Annotated in this window: 22 protein-coding genes and 1 other annotated feature; of the genes, 3 read left to right on the forward strand and 19 right to left on the reverse strand. The window is 35.1% G+C overall.

Annotation, left to right across the window (positions count from 1 at the left end; genetic code table 11):
- Positions 1-118: 118 nt before the first annotated feature.
- The 4 genes from pheT to ACIQ4I_RS10620 form a co-directional block, all read right to left on the reverse strand.
- Positions 119-2,524: a phenylalanine--tRNA ligase subunit beta gene (gene pheT, locus ACIQ4I_RS10605; RefSeq protein ID WP_403095947.1), complete on the reverse strand. Its 2,406-nt coding sequence runs from the start codon at positions 2,522-2,524 to the stop codon at positions 119-121.
- Positions 2,525-2,536: 12 nt separating this feature from the next.
- Positions 2,537-3,574, reverse strand: a complete 1,038-nt coding sequence (gene pheS / locus ACIQ4I_RS10610; protein ID WP_403096133.1) for a phenylalanine--tRNA ligase subunit alpha — start codon at positions 3,572-3,574, stop codon at positions 2,537-2,539.
- Between the two features lie 108 nt (positions 3,575-3,682).
- Positions 3,683-3,918, reverse strand: a binding site (T-box leader).
- A 51-nt stretch (positions 3,919-3,969) separates the two neighbouring features.
- Positions 3,970-4,740, reverse strand: coding sequence for a TrmH family RNA methyltransferase (locus tag ACIQ4I_RS10615; RefSeq protein ID WP_403095948.1), 771 nt, complete (start codon positions 4,738-4,740; stop codon positions 3,970-3,972).
- Between the two features lie 21 nt (positions 4,741-4,761).
- Entirely contained in the window at positions 4,762-5,742 is a 981-nt protein-coding gene (locus ACIQ4I_RS10620; protein ID WP_403095949.1) for a zinc-binding dehydrogenase, read from the reverse strand.
- Positions 5,743-5,882: 140 nt separating this feature from the next.
- On the opposite strand from ACIQ4I_RS10620, the gene sspI reads away from it, so the two are divergent.
- Positions 5,883-6,089 carry a small acid-soluble spore protein SspI gene (gene sspI / locus ACIQ4I_RS10625; protein WP_397539562.1) on the forward strand — a complete coding sequence of 69 codons (207 nt, stop codon included), beginning with the start codon at positions 5,883-5,885 and terminating at the stop codon, positions 6,087-6,089.
- Positions 6,090-6,128: 39 nt separating this feature from the next.
- Here the strand turns inward: sspI and ACIQ4I_RS10630 are convergent, their stop codons facing one another.
- Both ACIQ4I_RS10630 and ACIQ4I_RS10635 read right to left on the reverse strand, forming a co-directional pair.
- Entirely contained in the window at positions 6,129-6,608 is a 480-nt protein-coding gene (locus ACIQ4I_RS10630; RefSeq protein ID WP_403095950.1) for a hypothetical protein, read from the reverse strand.
- Positions 6,605-6,814, reverse strand: a complete 210-nt coding sequence (locus ACIQ4I_RS10635; protein WP_403095951.1) for a helix-turn-helix transcriptional regulator — start codon at positions 6,812-6,814, stop codon at positions 6,605-6,607. Before ACIQ4I_RS10635 ends, ACIQ4I_RS10630 begins: the two co-directional genes overlap by 4 nt.
- A gap of 183 nt (positions 6,815-6,997) precedes the next feature.
- Between ACIQ4I_RS10635 and ACIQ4I_RS10640 the strand changes: the two genes are divergently transcribed.
- The gene (locus tag ACIQ4I_RS10640; protein WP_403096134.1) at positions 6,998-8,380 is read left to right on the forward strand and encodes an FAD-binding oxidoreductase; all 1,383 of its coding nucleotides are present in this window, start codon (positions 6,998-7,000) and stop codon (positions 8,378-8,380) included.
- A 348-nt stretch (positions 8,381-8,728) separates the two neighbouring features.
- Here ACIQ4I_RS10640 and ACIQ4I_RS10645 read toward each other — a convergent pair whose 3' ends face one another.
- From ACIQ4I_RS10645 to argF, 6 genes are all read right to left on the reverse strand, one after another.
- On the reverse strand, positions 8,729-9,445 hold the full coding sequence (locus ACIQ4I_RS10645; RefSeq protein WP_403095952.1) for an ABC transporter ATP-binding protein: 717 nt from the start codon (positions 9,443-9,445) through the stop codon (positions 8,729-8,731).
- Positions 9,438-10,211, reverse strand: coding sequence for an ABC transporter ATP-binding protein (locus ACIQ4I_RS10650; RefSeq protein ID WP_403095953.1), 774 nt, complete (start codon positions 10,209-10,211; stop codon positions 9,438-9,440). Before ACIQ4I_RS10650 ends, ACIQ4I_RS10645 begins: the two co-directional genes overlap by 8 nt.
- A complete protein-coding gene (locus tag ACIQ4I_RS10655) occupies positions 10,201-11,163 on the reverse strand; it encodes a branched-chain amino acid ABC transporter permease (RefSeq protein WP_403095954.1) in 963 nt (320 codons plus the stop codon). The genes ACIQ4I_RS10650 and ACIQ4I_RS10655 overlap by 11 nt, the downstream gene beginning before the upstream one ends.
- Positions 11,164-11,167: 4 nt before the next feature.
- Entirely contained in the window at positions 11,168-12,052 is an 885-nt protein-coding gene (locus ACIQ4I_RS10660) for a branched-chain amino acid ABC transporter permease (protein WP_397539569.1), read from the reverse strand.
- A gap of 386 nt (positions 12,053-12,438) precedes the next feature.
- The gene (locus ACIQ4I_RS10665; protein WP_403095955.1) at positions 12,439-13,596 is read right to left on the reverse strand and encodes an ABC transporter substrate-binding protein; all 1,158 of its coding nucleotides are present in this window, start codon (positions 13,594-13,596) and stop codon (positions 12,439-12,441) included.
- Positions 13,597-14,078: 482 nt separating this feature from the next.
- Positions 14,079-15,047: an ornithine carbamoyltransferase gene (gene argF / locus ACIQ4I_RS10670; protein WP_403095956.1), complete on the reverse strand. Its 969-nt coding sequence runs from the start codon at positions 15,045-15,047 to the stop codon at positions 14,079-14,081.
- 1,298 nt (positions 15,048-16,345) lie between these two features.
- Here argF and ACIQ4I_RS10675 point away from each other — a divergent pair.
- Positions 16,346-17,284 (forward strand): magnesium transporter CorA family protein, encoded by a 939-nt coding sequence (locus ACIQ4I_RS10675; RefSeq protein ID WP_403095957.1) that lies wholly within the window; start codon positions 16,346-16,348, stop codon positions 17,282-17,284.
- 181 nt (positions 17,285-17,465) lie between these two features.
- Here ACIQ4I_RS10675 and ACIQ4I_RS10680 read toward each other — a convergent pair whose 3' ends face one another.
- The 7 genes from ACIQ4I_RS10680 to hmpA all read right to left on the reverse strand — a co-directional run bounded on the left by ACIQ4I_RS10680 (position 17,466) and on the right by hmpA (position 25,197).
- Complete coding sequence (locus ACIQ4I_RS10680; RefSeq protein WP_403095958.1) at positions 17,466-17,720, reverse strand: hypothetical protein; 255 nt, start codon at positions 17,718-17,720, stop codon at positions 17,466-17,468.
- A gap of 360 nt (positions 17,721-18,080) precedes the next feature.
- Positions 18,081-19,169: a M42 family metallopeptidase gene (locus ACIQ4I_RS10685; protein ID WP_403095959.1), complete on the reverse strand. Its 1,089-nt coding sequence runs from the start codon at positions 19,167-19,169 to the stop codon at positions 18,081-18,083.
- A 70-nt stretch (positions 19,170-19,239) separates the two neighbouring features.
- A complete protein-coding gene (dut, locus tag ACIQ4I_RS10690; protein ID WP_403095960.1) occupies positions 19,240-19,677 on the reverse strand; it encodes a dUTP diphosphatase in 438 nt (145 codons plus the stop codon).
- Positions 19,678-19,813: 136 nt separating this feature from the next.
- Positions 19,814-20,083, reverse strand: coding sequence for a DUF1294 domain-containing protein (locus tag ACIQ4I_RS10695; RefSeq protein WP_403095961.1), 270 nt, complete (start codon positions 20,081-20,083; stop codon positions 19,814-19,816).
- Positions 20,084-20,187: 104 nt separating this feature from the next.
- Positions 20,188-21,735, reverse strand: a complete 1,548-nt coding sequence (locus tag ACIQ4I_RS10700; protein WP_403095962.1) for a DUF5776 domain-containing protein — start codon at positions 21,733-21,735, stop codon at positions 20,188-20,190.
- 149 nt (positions 21,736-21,884) lie between these two features.
- Positions 21,885-23,525, reverse strand: a complete 1,641-nt coding sequence (locus ACIQ4I_RS10705; RefSeq protein WP_403095963.1) for a DUF5776 domain-containing protein — start codon at positions 23,523-23,525, stop codon at positions 21,885-21,887.
- 484 nt (positions 23,526-24,009) lie between these two features.
- A complete protein-coding gene (gene hmpA / locus ACIQ4I_RS10710; RefSeq protein WP_403095964.1) occupies positions 24,010-25,197 on the reverse strand; it encodes an NO-inducible flavohemoprotein in 1,188 nt (395 codons plus the stop codon).
- Positions 25,198-25,229: the final 32 nt, after the last annotated feature.

The raw sequence follows: 25,229 nt of genomic DNA on the forward strand, positions 1-25,229 counted from the left end.
ATATTAATATATATATTCATATTATGTGAGATTATATTACAAAATACATAATTTGTATAAAACAACTTAAAAAGGTGGTAGCGATTAATCGCTACCACCTTTAATTGATTTAGTTATTTTAACGAAGTTCTGCGCCTGATTCTGTAAGAGCGGCTACTACTTTGTCATGTGCAGCTACTACTTCTTCATCAGTAAGTGTTCGTTCTGGAGTGAAGTAAGTAAGCGTGAAGGCTACTGATTTTTTGCCTTGTGCCATTTTTTCTCCTTCATAAAGGTCGAATACACTTACCTCTTTCAACAGTTTGCCGCCTGCATCACGGATAATCCCTTCTAAATCCGCTGCTTTTGTTGCACGGTCAACAACTAAAGCAATATCACGTGAAATTGATGGGAAACGAGGAACTGGAACATATACTAACGGTTTAATAGAAGCTGTAAGAATTGCTTCTAAGCTTAATTCCATAACATACGTTTCTTTGATACCATTTGCTTTTTGTTCTGCAGGATGTAATTGGCCTAAGAAACCGATACGAGTACCATCTAATAGGATATTCGCTGTTCGACCTGGATGTAATCCATCTACTACTGCCGTTTCATATGCAACACGATCTGTTAAGTCAAGTTTTGCAAACAATGCTTCTAAGATTCCTTTTAATACAAAGAAATCAACTTTTTTGTGTTCACCTTGCCAAGCATGATTAACCCAATCTCCAGTCATTACAGCTGCTATATGTTCTTCTTCACGTGGAAGACCTTCGTCTGTTTCACCTAAGAATACAGAGCCTACCTCATATAGCGTTACAGAATCTTGTTGACGTGAAACATTGTAACTAGCTGCTTCGATTAGGTGTGGAAGAATACTTTGACGTAATGTACTCCGTTCTTCACTCATTGGCATTAACAGTCGAGTTGTTGCAGCTGTTTCTAATGCATATTTTTGTGAAAGTTCATCAGAAGTAAGTGAATAAGTTAATGCTTGGTATAAACCTGAACCTTGCAGTTGGTGATGAACAATACGACGTTTTGCTTGATATGGATTTAAACCACCTGCTTTTGCTTCACTTACGGGAAGTGTTGCCGGAATTTCATCATAGCCGTGTAAACGTGCAATTTCTTCTACGATATCCTCTTCGATTTTGATATCCTGACGACGTGTAGGCGCATCAATATAAAGACGACCATTCGCTGTTTCGACATTAAAATTCAAACGATTTAAAATGGATACCATTTCATTTAAAGAAATTTTCATACCTAAACGTGCATTGACAAAGTCAGGTGACACAACAACTTTTGAAGGTGTTTTATCCAATTCATCAAAAATGACAGAACCTGATAATACTTCCCCACCTGCTAGTTCAGCTAACATTTGAGCAGCACGTTCTGCTGCAGGAATCACACGGTTTGGATCGATACCTTTTTCATAGCGAGCACTTGCTTCACTACGTAACCCAAGGTCTTTGGCAGTATAGCGAACTGATAAGCCGTCGAAATAGGCTGATTCAATAACAACCGTTGTTGTTTTTTCAGTTACTTCAGAATCAAATCCACCCATTACACCAGCTACTGCAACTGGTTCTTTACCATTCGTAATCACTAGGTTTTTCGCACTTAGTACACGATCTTGACCATCTAATGTTTTAATTGGTTCATCTTCTTTCGCTAAGCGAACAACGATTTCGCCAGTGCCTAGCGCATCATAGTCAAATGCATGTAGAGGTTGACCATATTCCATCAAAATGTAGTTTGTAATATCAACAACATTATTGAGCGGGCGAACGCCTGCAGCCATTAAGTGTTGTTGCAGCCACATTGGCGATTCAGCAACTTTAACGTTTTTCACGACTTTTGCTGTGTACATAGGATTTACATCAGGTGCTTCAACACGAACTTTTAACAGATTTTCAGCTTGTTCAGTAGATTCTTCATGTGTAGTGTCTGGAAGTTTGATGTCTTCTGAAAGAATTGCAGCAACTTCATAAGCAACGCCTAACATACTCATTGCGTCTGAGCGATTTGGTGTTAAGCCTAATTCAAGGACCACATCATCTAAACCTAATGCTTCGATGGCATCCATGCCAGCTGGTGTATCTTCAGGTAATACAACGATTCCTTCAGCATATTTTTTCGGTACAACTTTCCCTTCGATGCCTAACTCTTGTAGAGAGCAAATCATACCGTTTGATACTTCACCACGAAGTTTACCTTTTTTGATTTTTTTACCACCAACATAACCATTTGGACGAACCGCAACAATCTTTTGACCTTCTGCAACATTTGGAGCACCACAAACGATTTGAGATAGCTCTTCTTCACCAAAATCTACTTGGCAAATATTTAAGTGGTCTGAATCAGGATGTTTTTTAATTTCTTTGATCTGACCGACCATAATTTTTTTAAGGCCATCTGATAAATGATGAACGCCTTCTACTTCAATCCCTGAGCGGGTAATTTTTTCTGCTAAAACTTCCGGTTCTAAACCTTGTAAATCAACATATTGTGACAACCATTTTAAAGATACTAACATCGTTACTCCTCCTTACTCTTCAATACGGTGGAATTGTGATAAGAATCGAACATCATTTGTGTAGAAATGACGGATATCATCCACCCCATATTTCAACATTGCAATACGTTCTGGTCCCATACCAAATGCGAAGCCAGATACTTTTTTAGGATCATAACCTGCCATTGAAAGAACGTTTGGATGTACCATACCAGCGCCAAGAATTTCAATCCAACCTGTATGTTTACATACGTTACATCCTTCGCCTCCACACTTGAAGCAAGAGATATCCATTTCAACAGAAGGCTCTGTGAATGGGAAGAAACTTGGGCGTAGACGAATTTCACGGTCTTCACCAAACATTTTCTTCGCGAAGATATCTAATGTACCTTTTAAGTCGCTCATACGAATATTTTCACCCACTACTAAACCTTCAATTTGCGTAAATTGATGGGAGTGAGTTGCATCATCATTATCGCGACGGAATACTTTCCCTGGGCAAATAATTTTAACAGACGCGCCTTGTTTTTTCTCCATGGTACGTGCTTGTACTGGTGATGTATGAGTACGCAATAAAATTTCTTCTGAAATATAAAATGTATCCTGCATATCACGTGCTGGATGACCTTTTGGTAAATTTAACGCTTCAAAGTTGTAGTAGTCTTTTTCTACTTCAGGACCTTCTGCAATTTCATAACCCATAGAAATGAATAGATCTTCGATTTCTTCAATAACACGTGTTAATGGATGTGCATTCCCCAACTTCACTGGGCGACCCTGCAAAGTCACATCAATTGCTTCATTTTCTAATTGTTCTTGGATTGCTTTTTCTTCAAGTTCAGATTTACGTTCATCATGAATATGTTGAACTTCAGCACGTACTTCATTGACTAAAGCACCCATTTTAGGGCGTTCCTCTGCAGGAAGTTTCCCCATTCCTTTTAATAAATCCGTAATCGGACCTTTTTTACCTAAATACGCAACACGTACTTCATTTAATTGCTTTAAATCTTCTGTCGTTGCGATTTTTGCTACAACTTCTTCTTTTAGCAGTGTTAATTCCTCTACCATTGCCATTTTAAAATCCTCCTTCCAAAATAAAACAAACATCAGGTGACAAAGTTAAGTCTTTTTTTGTTGCACTTATTTTTTCAAACATAAAAAAAACTCGCCCCCTATAAAAGGGACGAGGTTCTATTCGCGTTACCACCCTAGTTATTGCATAAAAATACATACAATCACTTCATTGACTTAACGGCGTTTCACCGGCACACCTTTACAGTAATTATTACTGGTCCCGGTGGCTGCTAACGGGGTGAACTTCCATCAATCGACACAATATGCACGCTTTCAGTCTATGACGTGCACTCCCTATAAAGCTCGAAAAATGTACTTTTCCCGCTCATTGCATTTCATTTAATATTTATACAAATCCATTATACGCAATTGAGTTCTTTACTTCAAGTTTAGAATTCCTCAGTTGCGAAATAATAAAGAACAATACCGGTTGCCACAGCTACGTTCAACGATTCTGCTTTTCCCATAATGGGAATAATCACATTTGCATCTGTTTTTTCCAATAATTGCGCATCAATACCGCTACCTTCATTGCCCATTACAAGTGCAAATTTACCTTCTTTTTTCACTTGATTGTAAAGAACTGCATTTTCTAAAGCAGTTCCGTAAACTCGCACACCTTTTTCTTTTAATGAATCGATCCAATCACTTAAATCACCACGTACTACAGGAATGTGGAAAATAGAACCTTGTGTAGAGCGTACTGTTTTTGGATTAAATGGATCTGCAGAGCCTTTTCCAAGAATAACTGCATCAATTCCGGCAGCATCAGCTGTACGAATCATCGTACCGACATTACCTGGATCTTGGACTGCATCAACTAATAATAGTTTCACCCATTTATTTTGTTCTTCATCAGAAACTGTTGGTTGTTTCACTTGAGCGAATATTCCTTGTGAATGTTCAGTTTCTGCAAACTCATTTGCTACTTGAGCAGTTACCTCCACAACAAAGATATCATCTATATTCCAACTTGCCGGAATATCTACATCTTCACGCACAATTAAATTGAGTATTTCACTTTTGTTTTTTATAGCTTCTTCTACTAAGTGGAAACCTTCTATTAGAAACTCACCTGAACGATCACGTTCTTTGCGCGTTGTAGCTAATTTTTTCCAATACTTTACAAGGGAATTTTGTGGAGATTCGATTCTTTTCATGTATTTCTTACCGCCTTTATATTATGAAATCGTTAAGACAATTTTGCCAAACTGATGATTTTCTTTTAAATAGTCAAGTGCAACTTGTGCTTCATCGATTGTAAAGCTACGATCTAGAATTGGATACGTGTCAAACTCTTTTAAGTGTTCAATGCATGCGCGAAATTCTTCACGGCTCCCCAATGTTGTACCATATAGTGTGTATTGACCATAGAAAAATTGTCGTAAGTCAAAATCTACAACGTCCTCAGTCGTTGCACCAAATACCACTATTCTACCACCCTTTTTCAAAACAGCCAAAGATCTATTAAAAGTAGCACGACCAACACTTTCAATTACAAGATCAATTTTTTCATGTTCGAGCTCTTTTTGCCAATCACTACTTGTATCAATTGCAACATCTGCACCAATTTCTAATGCTGCTTTACGTTTTTCTTCAGAACGTGAAGTAACGATTACTCTGGCGCCTACATTTTTTGCCATTTGAATTAAAAATGTTGCGACACCACTACCTGCTCCTGGTATAAATACGGTTTGGCGAGTTTTGATTTGCCCTTTAGTAAATAACGCACGATAACCCGTTAATGGTGAAATACCAATCACCGCAGCTTCTTCATCTGATAGATGAGATGGCTTTGGCTCAAGCTGTTCTGCTGAGATTGCAATTTTCTCAGCAAATGTACCGTTATCAGGTAAACTTAAAATTTCGAAATCTGCAGGTGGAATATCAGATTCTTCATACCAACGTAGTGATGGGTTAATTATTACTTCATCACCTATTTTCCAATTAGCAACGCCTTCACCTAGTTCTTCAACAACTCCCACTGCATCTGAACCAAGTATTAATGCTTCACTTTCATCCCCTAATCTCCCTGGTGTATATAAATCACGTCGATTAAGACCTGCAGCTTTGATCGCTACCAATACTTCTCCCGCTTTTGGCTTAGGTGTAACTACTTCTTTAACCAACAATTTCCCCTTCTCAAATACAACTGCTTTCATATAAAAACACTTCCCCTTCGTATATAGTTTTTTACACGAAAAAATGGTTCAATTCAAAAATTCTTTTTCTTTTATAAGTTTACCAAATGTATGTATAACAATCGAGTTGCGAAACAAAATACCATTAGGAGGGATGTCAAATGAATTTCCAAATTCGCGATGCGATTAAGAAAAATGTCTCAGGTAATAGTCCAGATCAATTAAAGGATATTGTGGAAGATGCAATTACTCGCGGTGAAGAGCATTTACTTCCAGGCCTTGGGGTGTTTTTCGAAGCATGGTGGCAAAATGCGGACAAAAAAGAACAAGACCATTTTATGAGTGAATTATCTAGAGCATTAGCTTAAAGAATGCATGTAGTCCCTTCAATGGACTACATGCAATTTTTAAGTCAAAATGTATTTTCTTATTTCTACGTAGTAAATCAGATTTAGAATAACAGCTACCACTATAAGTAAAACCACTATCCAAATTTTTGGCAGAAAAGCAGCAACAACTATTAGCATCGGTATTGCACCACTTAAAAATGTATATACTTTACGTGTAGCTTTATTTGTTACTTGGCTGAACATCTCATCATCTTCAATATATTCATTTGGTATTAAAGAGAATATGTTCACTTTACGATTAGGGTTTTCCTTATTAAATTGTATTGTTTTTAATATTAGAAGAATACAAGATACTACAAAAAGAAAAATTCCGCCTAAACTAATCAAACCGAGTATATAGTCCATCTTAAGGGAAAAAAGCAAATCATTATCGAACCATCTAATTTCACTTAATAGCATTGGAATGATAATTGCCCCCCATTCAACAATTGCTACAATATTCCACAAAGGCATTTGAACTCGTAAATCTCTTGTCATTCTTTTTCATCTCCCTCTATCCAAAATAATTCATCCACAGTCGTTTTTAATTCTTTTGCAAGTTTCAGAGATAATGTGATGGATGGTGAAAAGCTTCCCTTTTCTATAAATCCTATTGTTTGCCGTGTTACATTAACACGAGCGCCAAGCTCTGATTGCGAAAAACCATATCTTGCTCGAAGCTCTTTCACCCGATTACATAGCATATTCCACACCTTCTTTTATGTTAAGTATTCTAAACTAAATGTAATGTATACTTAACTTTTTGTCAATTAAACATAACAATTGAAAATGAAAAATTGAAATCTTCATTTCAATTTCACTTCGGCTGCTCTATAATAATTAGAAAATATAGATTTTTCAAAAAGAAGAAAGAGGCGAACATGAGCATGTTATCAGTTGAAACAATCGTATCTGCATTGAAAAATATATTAACCGATGAGCAAGTTTCAGTTAATGAAACAGTTCGTGAATTACATAGTAAAGATGAATCTTATCATGAAAGTCGATTACCTGAAGTTGTTGTTTTTCCTTCTTCAGCAAAGCAGGTCAGTGACATATTAAAAGTGGCAAATGAGTTTGAAATTGCGGTTATTCCTTTTGGTAGAGGTTCCAGTTTAGAAGGCCATATCATTCCTGTTAAGAGTAGCATTACAATCGATTTTTCTTTAATGGACAAGATTCTAGAAATACGACCAGAAGATTTACTTGTTCGAGTTCAGCCAGGGGTAACAAGAACCCAATTGAACAAAGAATTAAAAAAATATGGATTGTTCTTCTCTGTAGATCCTGGTGCTGATGCTTCTCTTGGTGGTATGGCTGCTACAAACGCAAGTGGTACGACAGCTGTACGTTATGGTATCATGCGAGACCAAGTTCGTGATTTAGAAGTGGTACTTGCAGATGGCCGTATTATTCATACAGGTAATTTAGCTGCGAAATCATCTTCTGGCTACCATCTAAACAGTCTTTTTGTCGGTTCGGAAGGTACACTTGGTTGCTTTACCGAGCTAACTTTAAAAGTTTATGGTATTCCAGAATTCGAAACAGCAGCTCGTGCAGTATTCCCTACGGTAAAAAGTGCAGTAGATGCTGTTACTTCAATCCTCCAAGCAGGCATCCCAATTGCACGAGTTGAATTAGTCGATGAACAATCAATTGAACAAGTAAATCATTTTAGTGAAACAAATTATCCTCTAAAACCTACACTATTTTTAGAGTTTCATGGTAACGAAGCAGGACTAGCACAAGATGTAGAATTCACAAAAGAAATTATGAACGACAACGGCTGTTTAGAAATTGAGTTTGAAACAGATACTGCTGCTCGAAACAAGCTTTGGGAGGCTCGTCATAACTTAGCATATGCATTTATCCATGGCTTTAAAGGAAAAAAATTGATGTCCACAGACGTCTGTGTTTCTATTAAAGATTTAGCTGATGCCGTACTTTTTGCACGTGCTGAATTAGAAAAGGTAGGCTTACCAGGTGGAATAGTTGGCCATGTGGGTGATGGTAATTTCCACACATTAGTCATGATGGACATGAATGATGCTAAAGAAATTGAAAGAGCAAAACGTTTTAATGAATCAATAGTACATTTTGCAATCGAACGTGGTGGTACTTGCACAGGCGAACACGGCGTTGGGATTGGTAAAATGCAATACCAAGAAAAAGAGCATGGAGCAGCTCTTGATGTTATGAGGACAATTAAACTAGCACTAGATCCGAAGAATATCATGAACCCTGGAAAGCTTATCGATATCGATAAATAATATATGAAATAGAATCAATTTCATAATTCGATGTTTAACCTAAAAAAAGAACATATTACTTTTGACCAAACTTTGTTTACTCTATATCCTATAGAATGTAATGATGGAGCGAAAGACGGCGACTCCTGCGGGAAAAGCAAGCCAATCAAGACCCCGCACGAACGTAGTGAGGAGGAGGCTTGATCCTTGCCCGCGGAAAGCGTCCGTCTGTAGCGGAAATGAAGAGCTTATCATTTATACAAATTAAGCGTATATCAAACAAATAAAACCACCTTCCTATTATTTTTTACCTTTAATAGGAAGGTGGTTTGTTTTCAATTTGTACCAGTTCTAAAATCTTATTAACATTTAAGCTGAAGTAGATTTTCTTCCCAAATAAGCCTCCACAACACGTGGATCTCTTAAAAGATTAGACGCTTTTCCTTCAATGATAATTTTACCCGTCTCCATTACATAACCGTAATCTGCAATCTTCAACGCTTGCTTAGCATTTTGTTCAACAAGAAGGACTGTTGTTCCTGCATCTTTAATTTCTTTAATAATTTTAAAAATATCCGCTACGATTAATGGAGCAAGTCCCATTGATGGTTCATCTAATAATAGAAGTTTTGGCTTCGACAACAAAGCACGTGCGATTGCTAGCATTTGTTGTTGACCTCCAGAAAGAGTTCCTGCAAGCTGAGACTTGCGTTCTTTTAAAATTGGAAAACGTTCCATCACTTCTTCAATGTCTTTCTCAACATTTTTATCTTTACGATGATATGCACCCATATCCAGATTTTCAATTACTGACATACCTGACAGAATAGCTCGACCTTCCGGAACTAAAGCAATCCCTTTTCGAAGTAATTGGTCAGGGCGTAATCCTGTCACATTTTCTCCCAAAAATTCAACTGAACCGTTTTTTGGCTTTAGTAAACCCACAATGGACTTCATCGTTGTTGATTTACCTGCTCCGTTTGCCCCAAGAAGTGTAACAATTTTCCCCTCTTCTACATCTAAACTAATTCCTTTTAATGCTTGAATTTGCCCATAAAATGTTTCAATATTTGATACTTTAAGCAATGTCATCTTCCTCCTCTTTTCCAAGGTAGGCTTCAATTACTGCATCATTGTTTTGAATTTCGATAGGTGTACCTTCTGCTAACTTTTTACCGAAATTCAATACAGTGATTCGATCACATATCTTCATGATTAGCGGCATATCGTGTTCAATTATGAGTACAGTAATTCCTCTTGCTTGTACCTTTTTGATCAAGTCAAATAAACTATCCGTTTCCTTTTCATTCATGCCTGCTGCAGGTTCATCTAATAGCAATAATTTAGGGTCGCTTGCTAACGCACGGGCAATTTCTAATCTTCTTTGCTGACCATATGCTAAATTTTCAGCCAAAACATCCTTAAATTCTTTCAATCCCACTAATTCCAACAATCCCTCAGCTTTTTGCTTTAATTCTTGCTCTTCTTTACGTTGCAATTTTGTACGAAAGACTCCGCGCATGACGCCTGATCGGATTCGGCAATGCCCTCCGACCATTACATTTTCTAGTGCTGACATTTGTGTGAAGAGGCGAATATTTTGATACGTGCGACAAATACCTTTTTCAGTTATTTTATGTGGTTTGATCCCCGTTATATTTTCTTCGTTAAAAGTAATTTCTCCAGAAGTAGGTGAGAAAATATTCGTAATTAAATTAAACATAGTTGTTTTCCCCGCACCATTTGGACCAATTAATCCATATATCTCTCCTTCTTTTATCGAAAAGGATACATCAGTTAAAGCGGAGATACCTCCAAAGTTTTTAGATACTTTTTGAATCTTAAGAACCATGAACGTCTCCCCCTTTTGTTCTTTTCAATTTTTTAAACCAATTAAGAACATTTATATCGATTAGACCTTGAGGACGTATTGCCATTAATAAAACAAGCAGTAAACCATAAATGATATAACGATATTCATTTATAAATCGTAAAACCTCTGGCATTAAAGTTAAGAATGTTGCACCGAACACAGATCCTGCAATCACTTCACTGCCACCAAACACAGTAAATATTAGTATTTCTACTGCACGATGATACGCAAAGTCAGACGGTGATATATATCCCATTACGTGGGCAAATAAAGCACCAGCTAAGCCAGCCAGCACAGCACCTTGAGCAAATGATAAAACTTTATAGTACGTGATGTTAATCCCCATTGATTCAGCTGCTTTTTCATCTAATTGAATAGCTGAAAAAGCTCTACCAACTCGAGATTTTTTTTGTCGTGTGATAAACCAAATAATAAAAATTGTTAACACTAACAAAATAATGAATACACTTAAACTTGCAAACTGGCTATTTTGCAATCCTAGAACTGTTGGATTAAAACCTTTATCTCTAGCAAAGTACAAAATCTCTCTACTAATTTGTGGAATACTAGAAATACCAACTGCACCATTTGTTAGGGATTCCCAGTTTACAAAAACAACCCGAATAACTTCACCTAATCCCAACGTCGCAATAGCTAAATAAACACCTGATAATCTTAATGCTGGAATTCCTATTAAAATGCCAAGAATCCCTGCAACTGCTGCACCAGCCAGAACACCTACTACTATCGGTAAATCGAAATGAATAGTCATCAATGCCGATGTATATGCACCAATTCCCATAAAGCCAGCGCTTCCTAAAGATAATTGCCCTGAGGACAACGTAACATACACACTAATTGCCAAGATAATATTAATGAGAATAAAAGACGCTATTTGTAATTGATATGGATTTAATAGTTCCGCTAACATATGATTACCTTCCTTCTGCAGATGTCTTTGAACCAAAAAGGCCTTGTGGTTTTAATAGAAGAATGAAAATAATCATAATGAAGGCTATTGCGTCTCGATAACCTGAATCTCCATATGCAACAAGGACTGTTTCCGACAATCCAAGAATTAAACCACCTGCCATGGCTCCCTTTACATTTCCCATACCACCTAAAATAATAATTGCTAGTCCTTTCAATCCTATTGTCAATCCCATTTGAGGACTTACAGAGTTAAACGCCATTCCTACTAATATCCCTGCAATTCCCCCCATTGCCGAAGCGATAATAACAGTCATAGTAATAGTCCGCTTTGTATTAACACCTAGTATACTTGCTGTTTCTAAGTTTTCAGCTGTTGCACGCAATGCTTTTCCTGCTTTTGTTTTCGAAAGCCAGAATGAAAGCCCCATCATTAAGATAATCGAAATAACAAATATTACAATTTGCACTACATAGATTGTGATCGAACCTAGATGAATGCTGAGTTGTGCAAAAGGAGTTCGGAATGGTTGATTCCCTGCACCAAATAAATGATGCGACATGTTTTCTAGAAATATAGATACACCGATCGTACTAATTAAAGGAGCTAAATGCGAAACGCCTTTTTTACCTCGTAATGGACGCAACGTTAGACGTTCTAATAAATAACCCAATATCGCTGTAACTATGATTGAAGCTATAAATCCTAACCATAATGGCCACCCTAACACACTTGTAGTCATTACACCTACATAAGCACCTACCATAAAGATTTCACCATGTGCCATATTGATAATGCCCAATACGCCAAATACAAGAGTAAAACCGAGTGCTACAATTGCGTAAATACTTCCTAACGTAATACCATTAACCAATTGTTCTAGTAACAATATAAATCACCCTTTAAATCAGTTTTGTGTGACCGAATATGAATGAAAAAATAAAAAATGATGATTAGCTTTTTGATCATTTCAATACGGCAAGGGGTTGTCCAGAAACTCATTAAACAATCATCTAACATTTGAGAGACTACTAATTTTTTGTAGTGCCAATCCGTTTATTGTAAAGAAGGATGGATGCTTTCCGTGTGGCGTGAGGAACCTCCTCGCTTTGTGCGTGGTCTCAAGCTTCACACTAACCCCATTGAACTCATCACTCGAAACGTAGATCAACTTTATATAAAATTTAAAGAAAATTGCTCTTCTTCATAAAAATCGGGAAGAGCAATTTTTCTACTAATTAAATTATTCTTATTGGACAACCCTTTGTTTTTTAATTATTTAAATTCATAGAATTTTCCGTCTTTTATTTCTACAACTTTAGGTACCATTACTACGTCACCTTCTTTATCAAATGAGAACTTCCCTAAAATCCCTTCAAAATCTTTTGTCTCTGCTAAAGCTTTATGGAATGCTTCACGGTCTGCTTCTCCTGCTCTTTTCAAAGCATCAGCATAAATATATAAAGCATCATAAGCTTGTGCAGCGAATTGGTCTGGTAACTTACCGTAAGCTTCTTTGTATTTGTTGTTAAAATCAACAACTTTTTGTTCTTTTGAATCACCAAACCACGGTGTTGCAACGACTAAACCATTTGCAGCGTCTCCTGCGATTTTAATAACTTCTGGTGAGTTGAACCCGTTTCCTCCCACGAATGGCACATCAATACCCATTTTTCGAGCTTGGTCCATAATAACCGCACCTTCATTATATAAAGCTGAAGCTAATATAAAATCAGGTTTTTTACTCTTGATTTTCGTTAACTGTGCATTGTAGTCACTTTGACCTTTTTGGAATGTTTCAGTTGTTACGATATCTAATCCCATTTTTTCTGCTTCTTTTTTCATGGTATCATAACCTGATTTTGTAAACACATCATCATTTCCATAAATAATTGCAACTTTTTTGGCACCAGTTTTAGATACTACTTTTTCCATAGCCGCAGGGATTGCTAATGCTTCTGGAATAGAATTTCTGAAAACATAATCGCCAATTTGTGGAATGCCTTCCGCTGTTGTAGATGTCCCCATAATTGAAATTCCATTTATATCAGCTTCAGGGGCTACTACCTTAAATTCCGTACTTAAAGTAGGTCCTAAAAGTGCAACTATATCATTATCACTCATTAATTTTTGAGAAGAAGATAAAGCTTGTTCCTGTTTACCAGCTGAATCTTCAGTCACAAGTTCAATGTTTACATCACCTTTTTTATTGATCTCTTTTTGAGCTAGTTTAAATCCATTCGTAATGGCTTCCCCGTATGCTGCTCCTGCCCCTGTCATGTAAGCAATCACACCAAATTTCGCATTAATTTTTCCATTTGACTTTTCGCCACTTGTATTTCCAGTACTACTTGATTTTGCTCCACACCCTGCTAGTACAATTAGCATCAATGCTGAAATAAATACTATTATTTTTCTTGATATCTTATTCATATGCACCCTCCTAAAGTATGTTTTTTAAAGTAAATACTATTCTATTAAATTACATTTACTCACATATGTAAATAGAAATTTCATAATTATTAGTATTTTCTGATATTTATTTTTATTAATTTATTGATTATATATACAAAAAGAGGCAGTTCCAAAAGTGAATGAATAACTCACTATCGATCTGCCTTCTTACTTGAATTGAAAAACGTTCTACTATTTTCTCTGCTAAGTACCCCGCTAAACACACTAACCGCTAAGCCATCTGAGTTGTTTCAGATATTTAAAAGCAAAACACGCCAATTTTGCTTTATCGGCCAGATGTTCTTCTCGCTTAGAAGCGTGCTTTACCTCACGGCGGGAAGGTTATCTGACCCGAAAAGCTGTATACGGTTCGTTCTCGTGCTTTATGCAATGTGGGAGTGCTAATATTATTCCTTCTACTATATTAAGGATTTACTAGACATTCCCTGTGGCTTTTATTATTATTCACCTAAAATAGAGGCAAGGACTGCTTTTTGTGCATGTAGGCGATTTTCTGCTTGTTCGAAAATAAAGGAATTTGGACCATCAATAACAGATGTAGCCACTTCTTCTTCACGATGAGCAGGTAAACAGTGAAGGAACATATAATTTGGCTTTGCATGCGATACAAGTGCATCATTAATTTGATATCCTTTGAAATCTTGAAGACGTTTTGCTGTTTCTTCTTCTTGCCCCATTGATGTCCATACATCTGCATAAATAACATCTGCATCATTTGCTGCTTCAACAGGATCATATGTGTGAGCAACTGTACTTCCATTATTTAATGCAATTTCTGCTGCCTTTTTCATGACATCTGAACTTGGCTCATAATTTTGTGGCGTTGCAACAACAACATCGACACCCACATGAGCACAAGCAACAACAAGTGAATGGGCAACATTATTGCCATCGCCGATATAAGCAAGCTTTAATCCTTTTAGTTCCCCTTTTTCTTCAGCGATTGTTTCTAAATCTGCTAAAGCTTGGCAAGGATGCGCTAGATCTGTTAAGCCATTAATGACAGGAATTGATGCATGCTCTGCAAGCTCTTTCACCATTTCATGTGAGTTTGCTCGAATCATAATCCCATCTAAGTAGCCTGATAATACGTGACCTGTATCATGAATCGATTCACCACGTCCTATTTGCAAGTCGCGAGCATTCATATACATTCCTTTACCACCTAGTTGATTCATCCCAACTTCAAATGAAATACGTGTACGAGTTGAATTCTTTTCGAAAATCATCCCTAAAGTTTTACCTTCTAATAATGGAGGACAATTCCCTTCCTGTGTTATAACTTTTAACTTCATAGCAAGATCAAGTAATCCTTGAACTTCCTCACTTGTGTAATCAGTAAGTGCAAGTAAATCCTTATCTTTTAAAGTTGTTACCAGCTTAAGCTGAACAAGTTCTAATAATTTCATCAAAATCGCTCCTTCATTTCTTTTTGATAATGACCATTATACATATGTATATTTATTAAATCAATTGTATTTTTATGTTTTTTCAAAAAAATTAAAATCCTTCACCTAATTAGATAAAGGATTTTAATATACGACTTAGTTTAATAGTACTGGTGACATTAGTTCGCTACAGACGGACGTTTTCCGTGAACTAACAAACGATTCTCCTCGTTCGGTTAGCTCAAATAAAATGTATAGACTACTTCTACTATATTTTCAAAAGTCATCACTACGCAAAATTTCTGTATATGAGTGAATATTGCGTGTTACGATATATTTGCAGTTTATAATTAACATAACCATTATTAATTAGTCCACTCTCAAATATACTAACATTTAGAGACCAAAATATTTATATTAGACATAGCGTCTGAAATAATAATTTTGTTAATTGCAATGCTTTCGACGACGAGTCCTCGAAAATACATTCGCATTTCCTTCGTTCGAGGCTATTTCAGTGAGGCTCACTCAGCGTCCTATGGGAAAAGCTTGAGCTGAAAGCACCGCAGGAACGTAGAAAAGGCACTGAAAAGGGAAAATAGGTGAAAATTTATTATAAAAATCTTGTATTGCTTTATTTGTTGATGTGGAATTAGCGAAGACTCCTGCGGGAAAGCGAGACAGATGAGACCCCGCAGGGCGATTAAGGAACGGAGTCTAAGAACGCCACGTCCTGTGGCAATGACTCCGTGACCAACATCCTGTTGCCCCGAGGAGGCTCAACGCTCGCCCGCGGAAAGCGAAGCTAATTCCACATCATGCAGAAGGCAGATTAACACTATAAATATTTGTATTTAAACACTTTTCATTACCCTATATGTAGTTCTACTAAGTCGAAGTGCTGCGCGATGCAGACTTCAACGAGGAGATTGAAGCAAAGTTGAAAGCGCCGTCTGTAGCGGAATACAAATCTGAATATTGAAAAGTAAATGTTAAAATGTTCGTCTTTAAAAACTAAAAATGGATATATAAAATTGATTTGTTTTAATGTAAATTTAATTATTTAGTAATAACATACGAGTTTACAAGTAAATACAGTCAGTATATGATATTAAATGTGCTTATTTATATTGAAGAAATGAAAAGGAGTTGATTTTTTTGGGTAGTCGAAGTTGTAACGATCCTGATCCCAGGGCGTGTAAAGAGGAAGTCATAATTGTACCACTCTTAAAAAGGTTGATTACTTACGAAAAAAAATCAACTCTTTTTTACGACTGGAACTATATCGATTTCCTCAGTATAAATGAGGAGGTACTTTAATGTTGAACATTTATTTAACAAATGAAAATTTCAAATTAGAAGAAATAACAGAAATCACCAAAGGATGCTGGATTAATCTAGTATCACCAACAGAAGAAGAGATTAACTATGTTGCAGATAAAGTACAAATTCCATTAGACTTTTTAAAAGATCCATTGGACGAAGAGGAACGATCAAGGATTGAAAAAGACGATGATAATATATTGATAATCGTCAATGTACCTTTAATGTCAAAGGACGATAGTGGCTTAGCTATATATGATACGATTCCTTTAGGAATGATTATCGCTAATGGTTGTTTTATAACAGTTTGTTTAAAAGACAATCCTATTTTTCAAATGTTTGTACAAAATAAAGTAAAACAATTTTTCACTTATAAAAAAACAAGATTTGCTTTACAAATTCTTTATTTAATAGCAACTTCGTTTCTTAAAAATCTAAAACTAATCAACAAAAAGACAGATGAAATTGAAAAAGAATTACATCAGTCTATGAAAAATAAAGAACTATTTACGTTATTAAATCTGGAAAAAAGTTTGGTTTATATTACTACTTCTTTAAAATCAAATAACATAGTCATGCAGAAAATGTTAAAGAGCAATTATCTAAAAATGTTTGAAGATGACAAGGAATTATTAGAGGATGTAATTGTTGAAAATCAACAAGCTATTGAGATGGCTGAAACACATTCATCAATTTTAAGTGGAATGATGGATGCTTTCGCTTCAGTTATTTCAAATAATTTAAATATGGTAATGAAATTTTTGACATCCTTTACGATTATCTTATCTCTACCAACTATGGTGGCAAGTTTTTACGGTATGAATGTTCCTGTTCCGTTTCAACATTATAAACATGCATTTTGGATTGCAATTACTATTTCTATCTTTTTATCCAGTACAACTGCATTTATTTTCTGGAGAAAAAGGTTCTTTTAATAAATTTCAAAAGCCGAGTATTCTTCTCTAAAGAATACTCGGCTTTTACTTAATTTATTAGTGATGACATTTCTTTTTATCAAAAATAAAAAACACGCTAATTTCTATTTAGCGCGTAAAGAATATTTAAATAAGACTTTAGTTTACTTTATAATCAATCTAAGCAAAAAATGGATTCCTACTAAGACACCATACCAAACAATTCGTCAATTTGATTAATTAACATCTCTAAGAAATCCTCATTTTCATACGAACCTAATAAATCCTTTTCATAAAGAATGCATATTGGCTTTTCATCCCTAGATTTTGTTTGATACAACGGAGAATCAACAACAGACCACTCACCATCTAACCATATTGCAATCCGTTCAAAATCCCCTTCTAAAACAACTTCACGAAAGGCATCTTTTCCCTGTAATTCCAGGTCAATGTCCAATTTTATCCCTCCAAATAAGAGCTCATAATTATTATATATATAAATCATAAAAAAGCAAATTTACGGATTCATGATAATATATTGGACATACAAAAATTAAGTATTTGTTCTGAGCAACCTCCATTTTGGATTGTTCAATTTAATCAAAGGTTTTGGCATCTGCTACCGTAACTCTTTTTTTACTTCAATAGGAGTATTACTTTTAATTCATTAAAAACTTGTTTCTTCAGAAACACCATATTCATTAGCTAATTGTATTGGTAATAGTTGATTATTTGTATTTTACAATTGATATGAAATGGAAAAAACAAAAAAATCTTATCATTGTTTTTTCCACTCCTAATATAATTCTATTCCTTATTATTCAAAAATGATCTTATTTACTGTTTCACGATCCAGTTTTTTAATGACTTCAATCACTAATTTGACCGTGTTTTCAAAGTCATCTCGATGTAAGATTCCTGCATGTGAGTGAATATATCGTGTTGCGATACCAATAGATAATGCTGGTACACCATTTGCTGTTACGTGAATTGAACCTGCGTCTGTACCGCCTCCAGGGATTGCTTCAAATTGATATGGAATCCCGTTTTCTTCTGCAGTGTCCACAACAAGATCACGTAAACCTTTATGTGCCACCATTGAGCTGTCATAAATAATAATTTGTGGGCCAGCACCCATTTTACTGTTTGATTCTTTTGAAGAGATTCCTGGAGTATCTCCTGCAATACCAACATCAACAGCAAAACCGATATCAGGATCAATCTTATGAGCAGCAGTTTTAGAACCACGTAGTCCTACTTCTTCTTGCACTACGCCACAACCATAAACGATGTTAGGGTGTTTAACATCTTTTATTCCTTTTAATACTTCGATAGCAATTGCACAGCCGATACGGTTATCCCATGCTTTTGCTAGTAAATGTTTTTCGTTTTTCATCACTGTAAATTCAAAATAAGGTGTTACCATATCACCAGGTGATACACCCCACCTTTTTGCTTCTTCTTTAGAAGTTGCACCGATATCGATGAACATATCTTTAATTTCATAAGGTTGTTTACGAGCAGATGCAGGTAAAATATGAGGTGGTTTTGAACCAATAACACCTATAATTGTTTCACCAGAACGTGTGACAACTTGTACACGTTGAGCAAGCATAACTTGTGACCACCAGCCACCAACCGTTTGGAATTTCAAAAAACCTTTGTCATCAATTTGAGTGACCATAAATCCAACTTCATCTAAGTGACCAGCCACCATGATTTTCGGACCGTTTAGATCACCAACTTTTTCTGCAATGACAGCACCTAAGTTATCATTTTCTACGTTGTCTGCATATGGTGTAATATATTTTGTCATGACATCACGAGATTCTTTTTCATTACCAGCAATTGCACGTGCATCGGTTAAATCCTTTAACATCGTTAATGTTCCATCGTATTGAACCATTATTTCGACCCCCTAAATAATAAGTACTCGTTAATTATAATCCCAATTGTAAGTAAATTCAAAATAATATTTAGAATTTTCCTGATGAACCAAATCCTTGCGCTGAGCGAGTTGAATCAGAAACTTCTTCTACTCGTTCTACTTGTACTTGAAGAACTGGTGCAATAACCATTTGCGCAATTCTCATGTGTTTTTCTACTAAGAAATCCTTTTTGCCATGATTAATTAATATGATTTTGATTTCGCCTCGATAACCTTCATCGACAGTTCCAGGGCTATTTAGTACTGTTACAGCATGTTTTAATGCTAGACCGCTTCTAGGACGCACCTGAGCTTCCGTACCTCTAGGTAATTCAATGACGATACCAGTAGGAATTAATGCCGATTCCCCTGCTTTGATCACTTGCTCTTCAACCGCATATAAATCTAATCCTGCATCCCCCGGATTAGCACGAAATGGCATTTTCGCATCTTCATGAATAAGTTGTACTTTTAATGTGTCGTCCATTGTTATACCTACCTTTAATCTAATTATAAATTTCTTCTTTCTCATCGTATCTGAAAAGGTAGCTATTGAAAAGAAATAATGTAGAAAATTAATACTAACAAGCAAAGAGAGCCAACATCACTGCCTGCTCTCTTCTCTAAATTTTATAAATAATAAACGCTTCTATAAACATTAGTATTGTAAAGCCATAAACAAATTGAAGATGTCGTGTTTTATGATGGAATACAATCATACCTAACCAAGTACCAGCTGCTCCTCCAATCCAAGCGATTAACCATAATCGCTTTTCTGGAATACGCCATCGGTTGTTAATCGCTTTCCATTTATCAATACCCATAGCAAGAAATCCAACAATAAACATAATCATAAAGTAACTATTTAATATTATTGATAAATTAGTATACATAACATCCTCCAAGTAAAAACTAGTTTAATATATAAAAAGAGCATATAGAGAAATACTTCTCCATATGCAAAGGTTGTAAACAATTAAATTATAGTCTATTTATCTTATTTCGCTACGACATAAGATTTATTTGCTGTAATATAGTTACCATTTTCTAATTTTAATCTTGGCGTACCAGCTGATGTAAAGGAGATGGATTTCACATTAACTATGTTGCCTTTTGCTAAAGATTGTCTTTTTGTTGCTGAATTAAAGGTAGTACTACTATATTGATATACATTCGCTAATAACTTTACATGAGTAGGCTTTGTTAAAATATAGTTTTTATATTTTGATGTTAACGCATGTGTATACGATTTATTTGCTGTAATATAGCTTCCAGATACCGTTTTAAACCTAGGGACGCCTGATGATGTATATTCAATGTCTTTAATTGTTAAAATCGTATTCTTTTTCACACTGTCAATCTTAGTGGCATTGTTGAATTTAGTAGATGAGTATGCACCGATATTTTCCAATAAAATAATATGACTCGGTTTTTCAGTGTAATAAGATGAAATGTTCTTTGTTACTTTTATCGCATTTTTCTTGTCAGCAATAATGTATTGACCATTTTCTAATTTTAAGGCCCATTTATCTTGTTTACTCTTTACAACTGCAACTGTACTAAAAACTTTACCTTTTTTCAAATTGGCTGTCTTTGAAGATTCATCTAAATTACTATTACTATATTGGGCTGTATCCGCATTAAGAATAATATGTTCAGGATTTTCAGTATAGTAATCAATATGCACACTAGCTGGTTCAGATTCATCTTGACTTTTATCTTCATTTTCATCGAAATCTTGATCCGAGTCAACGTTAGATTCATCATCTGAAGATTTATTGTTATCTAGGAATTGTTCTATTGTAATATTGGGATTTAATCGGTTCAAATCAACATTTGCATTGATGCCATCGATTCTACCTCTATCTGTGTATTGCCATAAATCATATGAATAAGATGGTTTTGTTGTGCTATATCGTGGAATCCATACGAAATCAGCTTTTGATGTATCAAGATTGAAGGTGTTGTATAAATGATGAGCAATATAAAGCCCGATTTTCTTATCTGTTTTTGAGCGAAGTTGTTCAATATATGCGTTAGTAATTGCACGCATACTTTCTCCAGATTTACTTGTATTCTGTTCAACATCAATCACATAAAACAATGCATCCTTATCTGTACGACGGTAGAAATCATTTGCTTCTGCTTTTGCATCAGCTGTGGATTCAGCTAGACTATATGCATAAACACCAAATGGAACGCCGTATTTTTTTGCACCTTCTTCATTTTTCTTATGTAGTGTATCTTCATCAGTACTACCATGTTGTGTTCGAATAATGACCAAATCTAATTTCTTACTTGCTTTAGCCCAATCAATATTTCCTTGCCATTTTGAAATATCTGCAATGATTGGTTCTGATGGTTCTGAACTCATCAATTTCAATTTATTTTTATTTGACGTATCTACTACAATTGGCGTAGTTTCCCATTCCGTTGTACTATCTGGATTAGCAGGTCCAAATTCTTCTGCATTCGCTCTATGCATACTAACTGTGAACACAAACATTGCAACAAAAATCGCTACGAATAGTTTTACATTCTTCATCGTTGTTCTCCTTTCAAATATATCTATTTACCCAATACTTCATATATATAATACCAAATATATACTAGGTATATTGATTCATATATTAAAAAACAACAAAATGATATAAAAAAACACATGGATGATCATCCATGTGTTTTTTCATTGATTTATTGTGCTATCACAAACGATTTATTTGCTGTAATATACGTTCCTGCTGTTGTTTTTAATCTTGGTGTTCCACCGTTTGTATATTCGATATCACTAATTTCTAGAATCGTGTTTTTCTTAACATTCCCTACTTTTGAATCTGATGAGAAATCTACACTGTTATAACTTGTTACTGAGTCTTTTTGGACAGCTACTTTTGCTGGTACTGTTGTATAATACTGTTCTATATTTGAGATGACTTTTTTAACATAGTTTTTATTTGCAGTAATGTATGTTCCTGCTGTTGTTTTTAGTCTTGGTGTTCCACCATTGGAATAACGGATATCACTAATTTCTAAAATTGTGTTTTTCTTAACATTTCCTAATTTAGAATTTGATGTGAATTCTGGGTTGTTATAAACTGTTGCATTATCTTTTTGCACAACAACTTTTGCAGGCACTATTGTGTAATATTGATCTATATTTGAGGTCACCTTTTTAACGTAGTTTCTATTTGCAGTAATGTATGTTCCTGCTGTTGTTTTTAGTCTTGGTGTTCCACCTCTTGTATATTCGATATCACTAATTTCTAGAACTTTATTTTTCTCCACATTTCCTACTTTTGAATTGGATGAGAATTCTGCGCTATTATACGTTGTAATTGCGTCTTTTTGTACAACTACTCTTCCAGGTACTGTTGTGTAATATTGATCTATATTTGAGGTCACTTTTCTGACGTAATTTTTATTTGCAGTAATATATGTTCCTGCTGTTGTTTTTAGTCTTGGTGTTCCACCTTTAGTATTTTTCACACCAGTAATATTAAGAATCGTATTTTTTTTGACTGTTTTTACGACATTCGCTTTATAAAAGTCGGTACTTTTATATGTATTAGCTGTATTTTTTGTAATCACTATTTTTTTAGGGTTTGTCCTATAATAATTAGGCGAGCTTGCTGTTGTTACATCATCATCACTTCTAAAGAATGTATTAAGTGTCTTACCTTTACCTAATTTATTTAAATCTACATTACCAGAAATACCCAGAACTGAACCTTGACTTGTATATTGCCATAAGTCATAATCTTCCACATCTGGTTGTTCCCAATCTTCCGCTTGATCATCATTATTTCCGTAACGAGCAATCCATAAGAAATCTCTATTCGTTACATTTTTCAAGCCATATTTAGAATAATATGAATCACCAGTATAAAGACCAACTGGTTTATTACTAATTGTCTTAAGCTTGGTAATAAAGGCCATTGTATTATTTACCATATTACTATTGATAAAATCTGGAGTAATGGCTTCGACATCAACAACATAAAATTTTGTATCTTTGCTTGCACGATTGTAGAAATTTATTGCTTCTTTTTCTGCTTCAGCCTTTGTAGTATAACGTGCGTATGCGTAAACTCCAAATGGAATATCATATTTTTTAGCAGATTTTTCGTAACTTACATGATTCGTATCTTCATTATTACCATCTTGAGTTCGGATGATAACGAAATCTAAATCTTTACTTGCAGAATTCCAATTTATATCACCTTGCCATTTGGAGATATCTGCAATAACTGGTTCTTGAGCTGAAGCTTCTTGCATTCCTAGTAAACAAAATATAGCTACGCTCATAATCATAACTATATTCTTTAAACTCCTCATAATCTTTCCTCCTATGTATATGTAAAATCATTATGTTGTAACCCTATTAAGAATAGCAAAAAAATTGCAGATATAACAAAACAGGTTATTATCAATCCTATTACATTTGTTACATATAAATATCAAACATATGTCAGTTTTACTAACTTCTTGCCAAAAAAAGATTCCTTAAGCACTATAATTATTTACCACTTTAAATAATTGAGTAGGAAGATAATCATTGATTGATAGTCGACTTTTCACAACTCCGTAGATAGTGAGAATGGGCTTCACAGTCTCTTAGTCTTATTCACAAGCACCCAGCTCTTATAGTTCCTGAATACTATTTTTATGATTGACTAATACTTTACTCGATGTATATGTTTTTGTTAGAGAATAATATCCATTAAACAATTCCTGATATTCAAATAAAAAAGTAGCCGGAAAATTCCCAGCTACTTTTTTTGATGCTTTGCAATATTTTTTGCTATTTTTTGATTTATTTTTATGCGTTAACGTTAACTTTTAATTGCATTGCTGGGCCAAAGAATTCGAAGTGGATTTGAGATTCTTTGAAACCAATTGCATATAAGTGGTTGATGATTGCTTCCATGAATACTGACGGTCCACAAACATAAACATCATTTTCAACACTAACGTTTTCTTCTAAAAATTCTTTTGTGATGTAACCAACTTCATCAGTATTTAATGCAATGTAGCTTGCGTTTGGCATTTTTTCTAAGTTAGCAGAAATTTCACTATCAAAGACATGTAATTTCGCTGTACGTGCGCTGTGAATAAGTGTTGCTGATCTGTTTGCATCAAGTGCAGCTAAGGTATCGAACATACTCATAAGTGGAGTAATACCAACGCCACCTGCGATGAATGTTACTGGTGCCTTAGAAGCAAGGTCTAGTTGGAAGTCCCCTGCTGGAGCACTAACTTGGATACGATCGCCAACTTTTGATTGGTTGTGTAGGTAAACAGATACTTTACCTTGTGGATCGTTTAAATCTTCGCGTTTTACAGAAATACGGAATGCTTCTTTGCTTGCAGCTCTAGATAAGCTATATTGACGGTTAAGTGTGAATTCTTCACCCGGAATTTGAATTTGAACTGTAATATATTGACCTGGTTTATATTCAGGTAATACTTGGCCATCAACTGGTTTTAGATAGAATGATGTAATTTCTTCATTTTCTACTACCTTATTAGCGATTTCAAATTCTTTGAAGAATCTCCATCCACCTTCTTGTTTTTCAGCTTCTTGATACATTGCTTCTTCAGTTGATATAAATGCATCAGCGATTACACCATATGCATCAGCCCATGCATTGATAATTTCATCAGTTGCTGCATCACCAAGAACCTCTTTGATTGCACCTAGTAAGAACTCTCCAACGATTGGATAATGTTCTGGTTTAATACCTAAACTACGGTGTTTTTGTGCAATTTGTTGAACAACTGGCATAATTGCTCCTAGATTTTCAATGTGCAATGCTGCTGCGTAAACTGTATTCGCTAAAGCTGTTTGTTGACGGCCCTTTGCTTGGTTCGCATGGTTAAAGATATTCAATAATTCAGGATGTGCGGCAAACATATTTTTATAGAAAGTTTTCGTAATAGCTGTTCCGTGTACTTCTAATACTGGTGCGGTTGATTTTACAATATCCATAGTTTGTTGTGATAACATGATCAACACTCCTTTTCTTTTAACAACTCAAA

The sequence above is a fragment of the Rummeliibacillus sp. NPDC094406 genome (assembly GCF_044763875.1).
In the GTDB taxonomy this organism is placed as follows: domain Bacteria; phylum Bacillota; class Bacilli; order Bacillales_A; family Planococcaceae; genus Rummeliibacillus.

Coding starts and splice junctions, on each gene's coding strand:
- pheS (WP_403096133.1), bottom strand. CDS start 3,574: ATGGTAGAGGAATTAACACTGCTAAAAGAAGAAGTTGTAGCAAAAATC.
- ACIQ4I_RS10655 (WP_403095954.1), bottom strand. CDS start 11,163: ATGTTAGCGGAACTATTAAATCCATATCAATTACAAATAGCGTCTTTT.
- argF (WP_403095956.1), bottom strand. CDS start 15,047: ATGAAATTATTAGAACTTGTTCAGCTTAAGCTGGTAACAACTTTAAAA.
- pheT (WP_403095947.1), bottom strand. CDS start 2,524: ATGTTAGTATCTTTAAAATGGTTGTCACAATATGTTGATTTACAAGGT.
- ACIQ4I_RS10620 (WP_403095949.1), bottom strand. CDS start 5,742: ATGAAAGCAGTTGTATTTGAGAAGGGGAAATTGTTGGTTAAAGAAGTA.
- hmpA (WP_403095964.1), bottom strand. CDS start 25,197: ATGTTATCACAACAAACTATGGATATTGTAAAATCAACCGCACCAGTA.
- ACIQ4I_RS10630 (WP_403095950.1), bottom strand. CDS start 6,608: ATGACAAGAGATTTACGAGTTCAAATGCCTTTGTGGAATATTGTAGCA.
- ACIQ4I_RS10675 (WP_403095957.1), top strand. CDS start 16,346: ATGTTGAACATTTATTTAACAAATGAAAATTTCAAATTAGAAGAAATA.
- ACIQ4I_RS10700 (WP_403095962.1), bottom strand. CDS start 21,735: ATGAAGAATGTAAAACTATTCGTAGCGATTTTTGTTGCAATGTTTGTG.
- dut (WP_403095960.1), bottom strand. CDS start 19,677: ATGGACGACACATTAAAAGTACAACTTATTCATGAAGATGCGAAAATG.
- ACIQ4I_RS10705 (WP_403095963.1), bottom strand. CDS start 23,525: ATGAGGAGTTTAAAGAATATAGTTATGATTATGAGCGTAGCTATATTT.
- ACIQ4I_RS10615 (WP_403095948.1), bottom strand. CDS start 4,740: ATGAAAAGAATCGAATCTCCACAAAATTCCCTTGTAAAGTATTGGAAA.
- ACIQ4I_RS10635 (WP_403095951.1), bottom strand. CDS start 6,814: ATGCTATGTAATCGGGTGAAAGAGCTTCGAGCAAGATATGGTTTTTCG.
- sspI (WP_397539562.1), top strand. CDS start 5,883: ATGAATTTCCAAATTCGCGATGCGATTAAGAAAAATGTCTCAGGTAAT.
- ACIQ4I_RS10640 (WP_403096134.1), top strand. CDS start 6,998: ATGTTATCAGTTGAAACAATCGTATCTGCATTGAAAAATATATTAACC.
- ACIQ4I_RS10695 (WP_403095961.1), bottom strand. CDS start 20,083: ATGTATACTAATTTATCAATAATATTAAATAGTTACTTTATGATTATG.
- ACIQ4I_RS10650 (WP_403095953.1), bottom strand. CDS start 10,211: ATGGTTCTTAAGATTCAAAAAGTATCTAAAAACTTTGGAGGTATCTCC.
- ACIQ4I_RS10685 (WP_403095959.1), bottom strand. CDS start 19,169: ATGGTTCAATACGATGGAACATTAACGATGTTAAAGGATTTAACCGAT.
- ACIQ4I_RS10665 (WP_403095955.1), bottom strand. CDS start 13,596: ATGAATAAGATATCAAGAAAAATAATAGTATTTATTTCAGCATTGATG.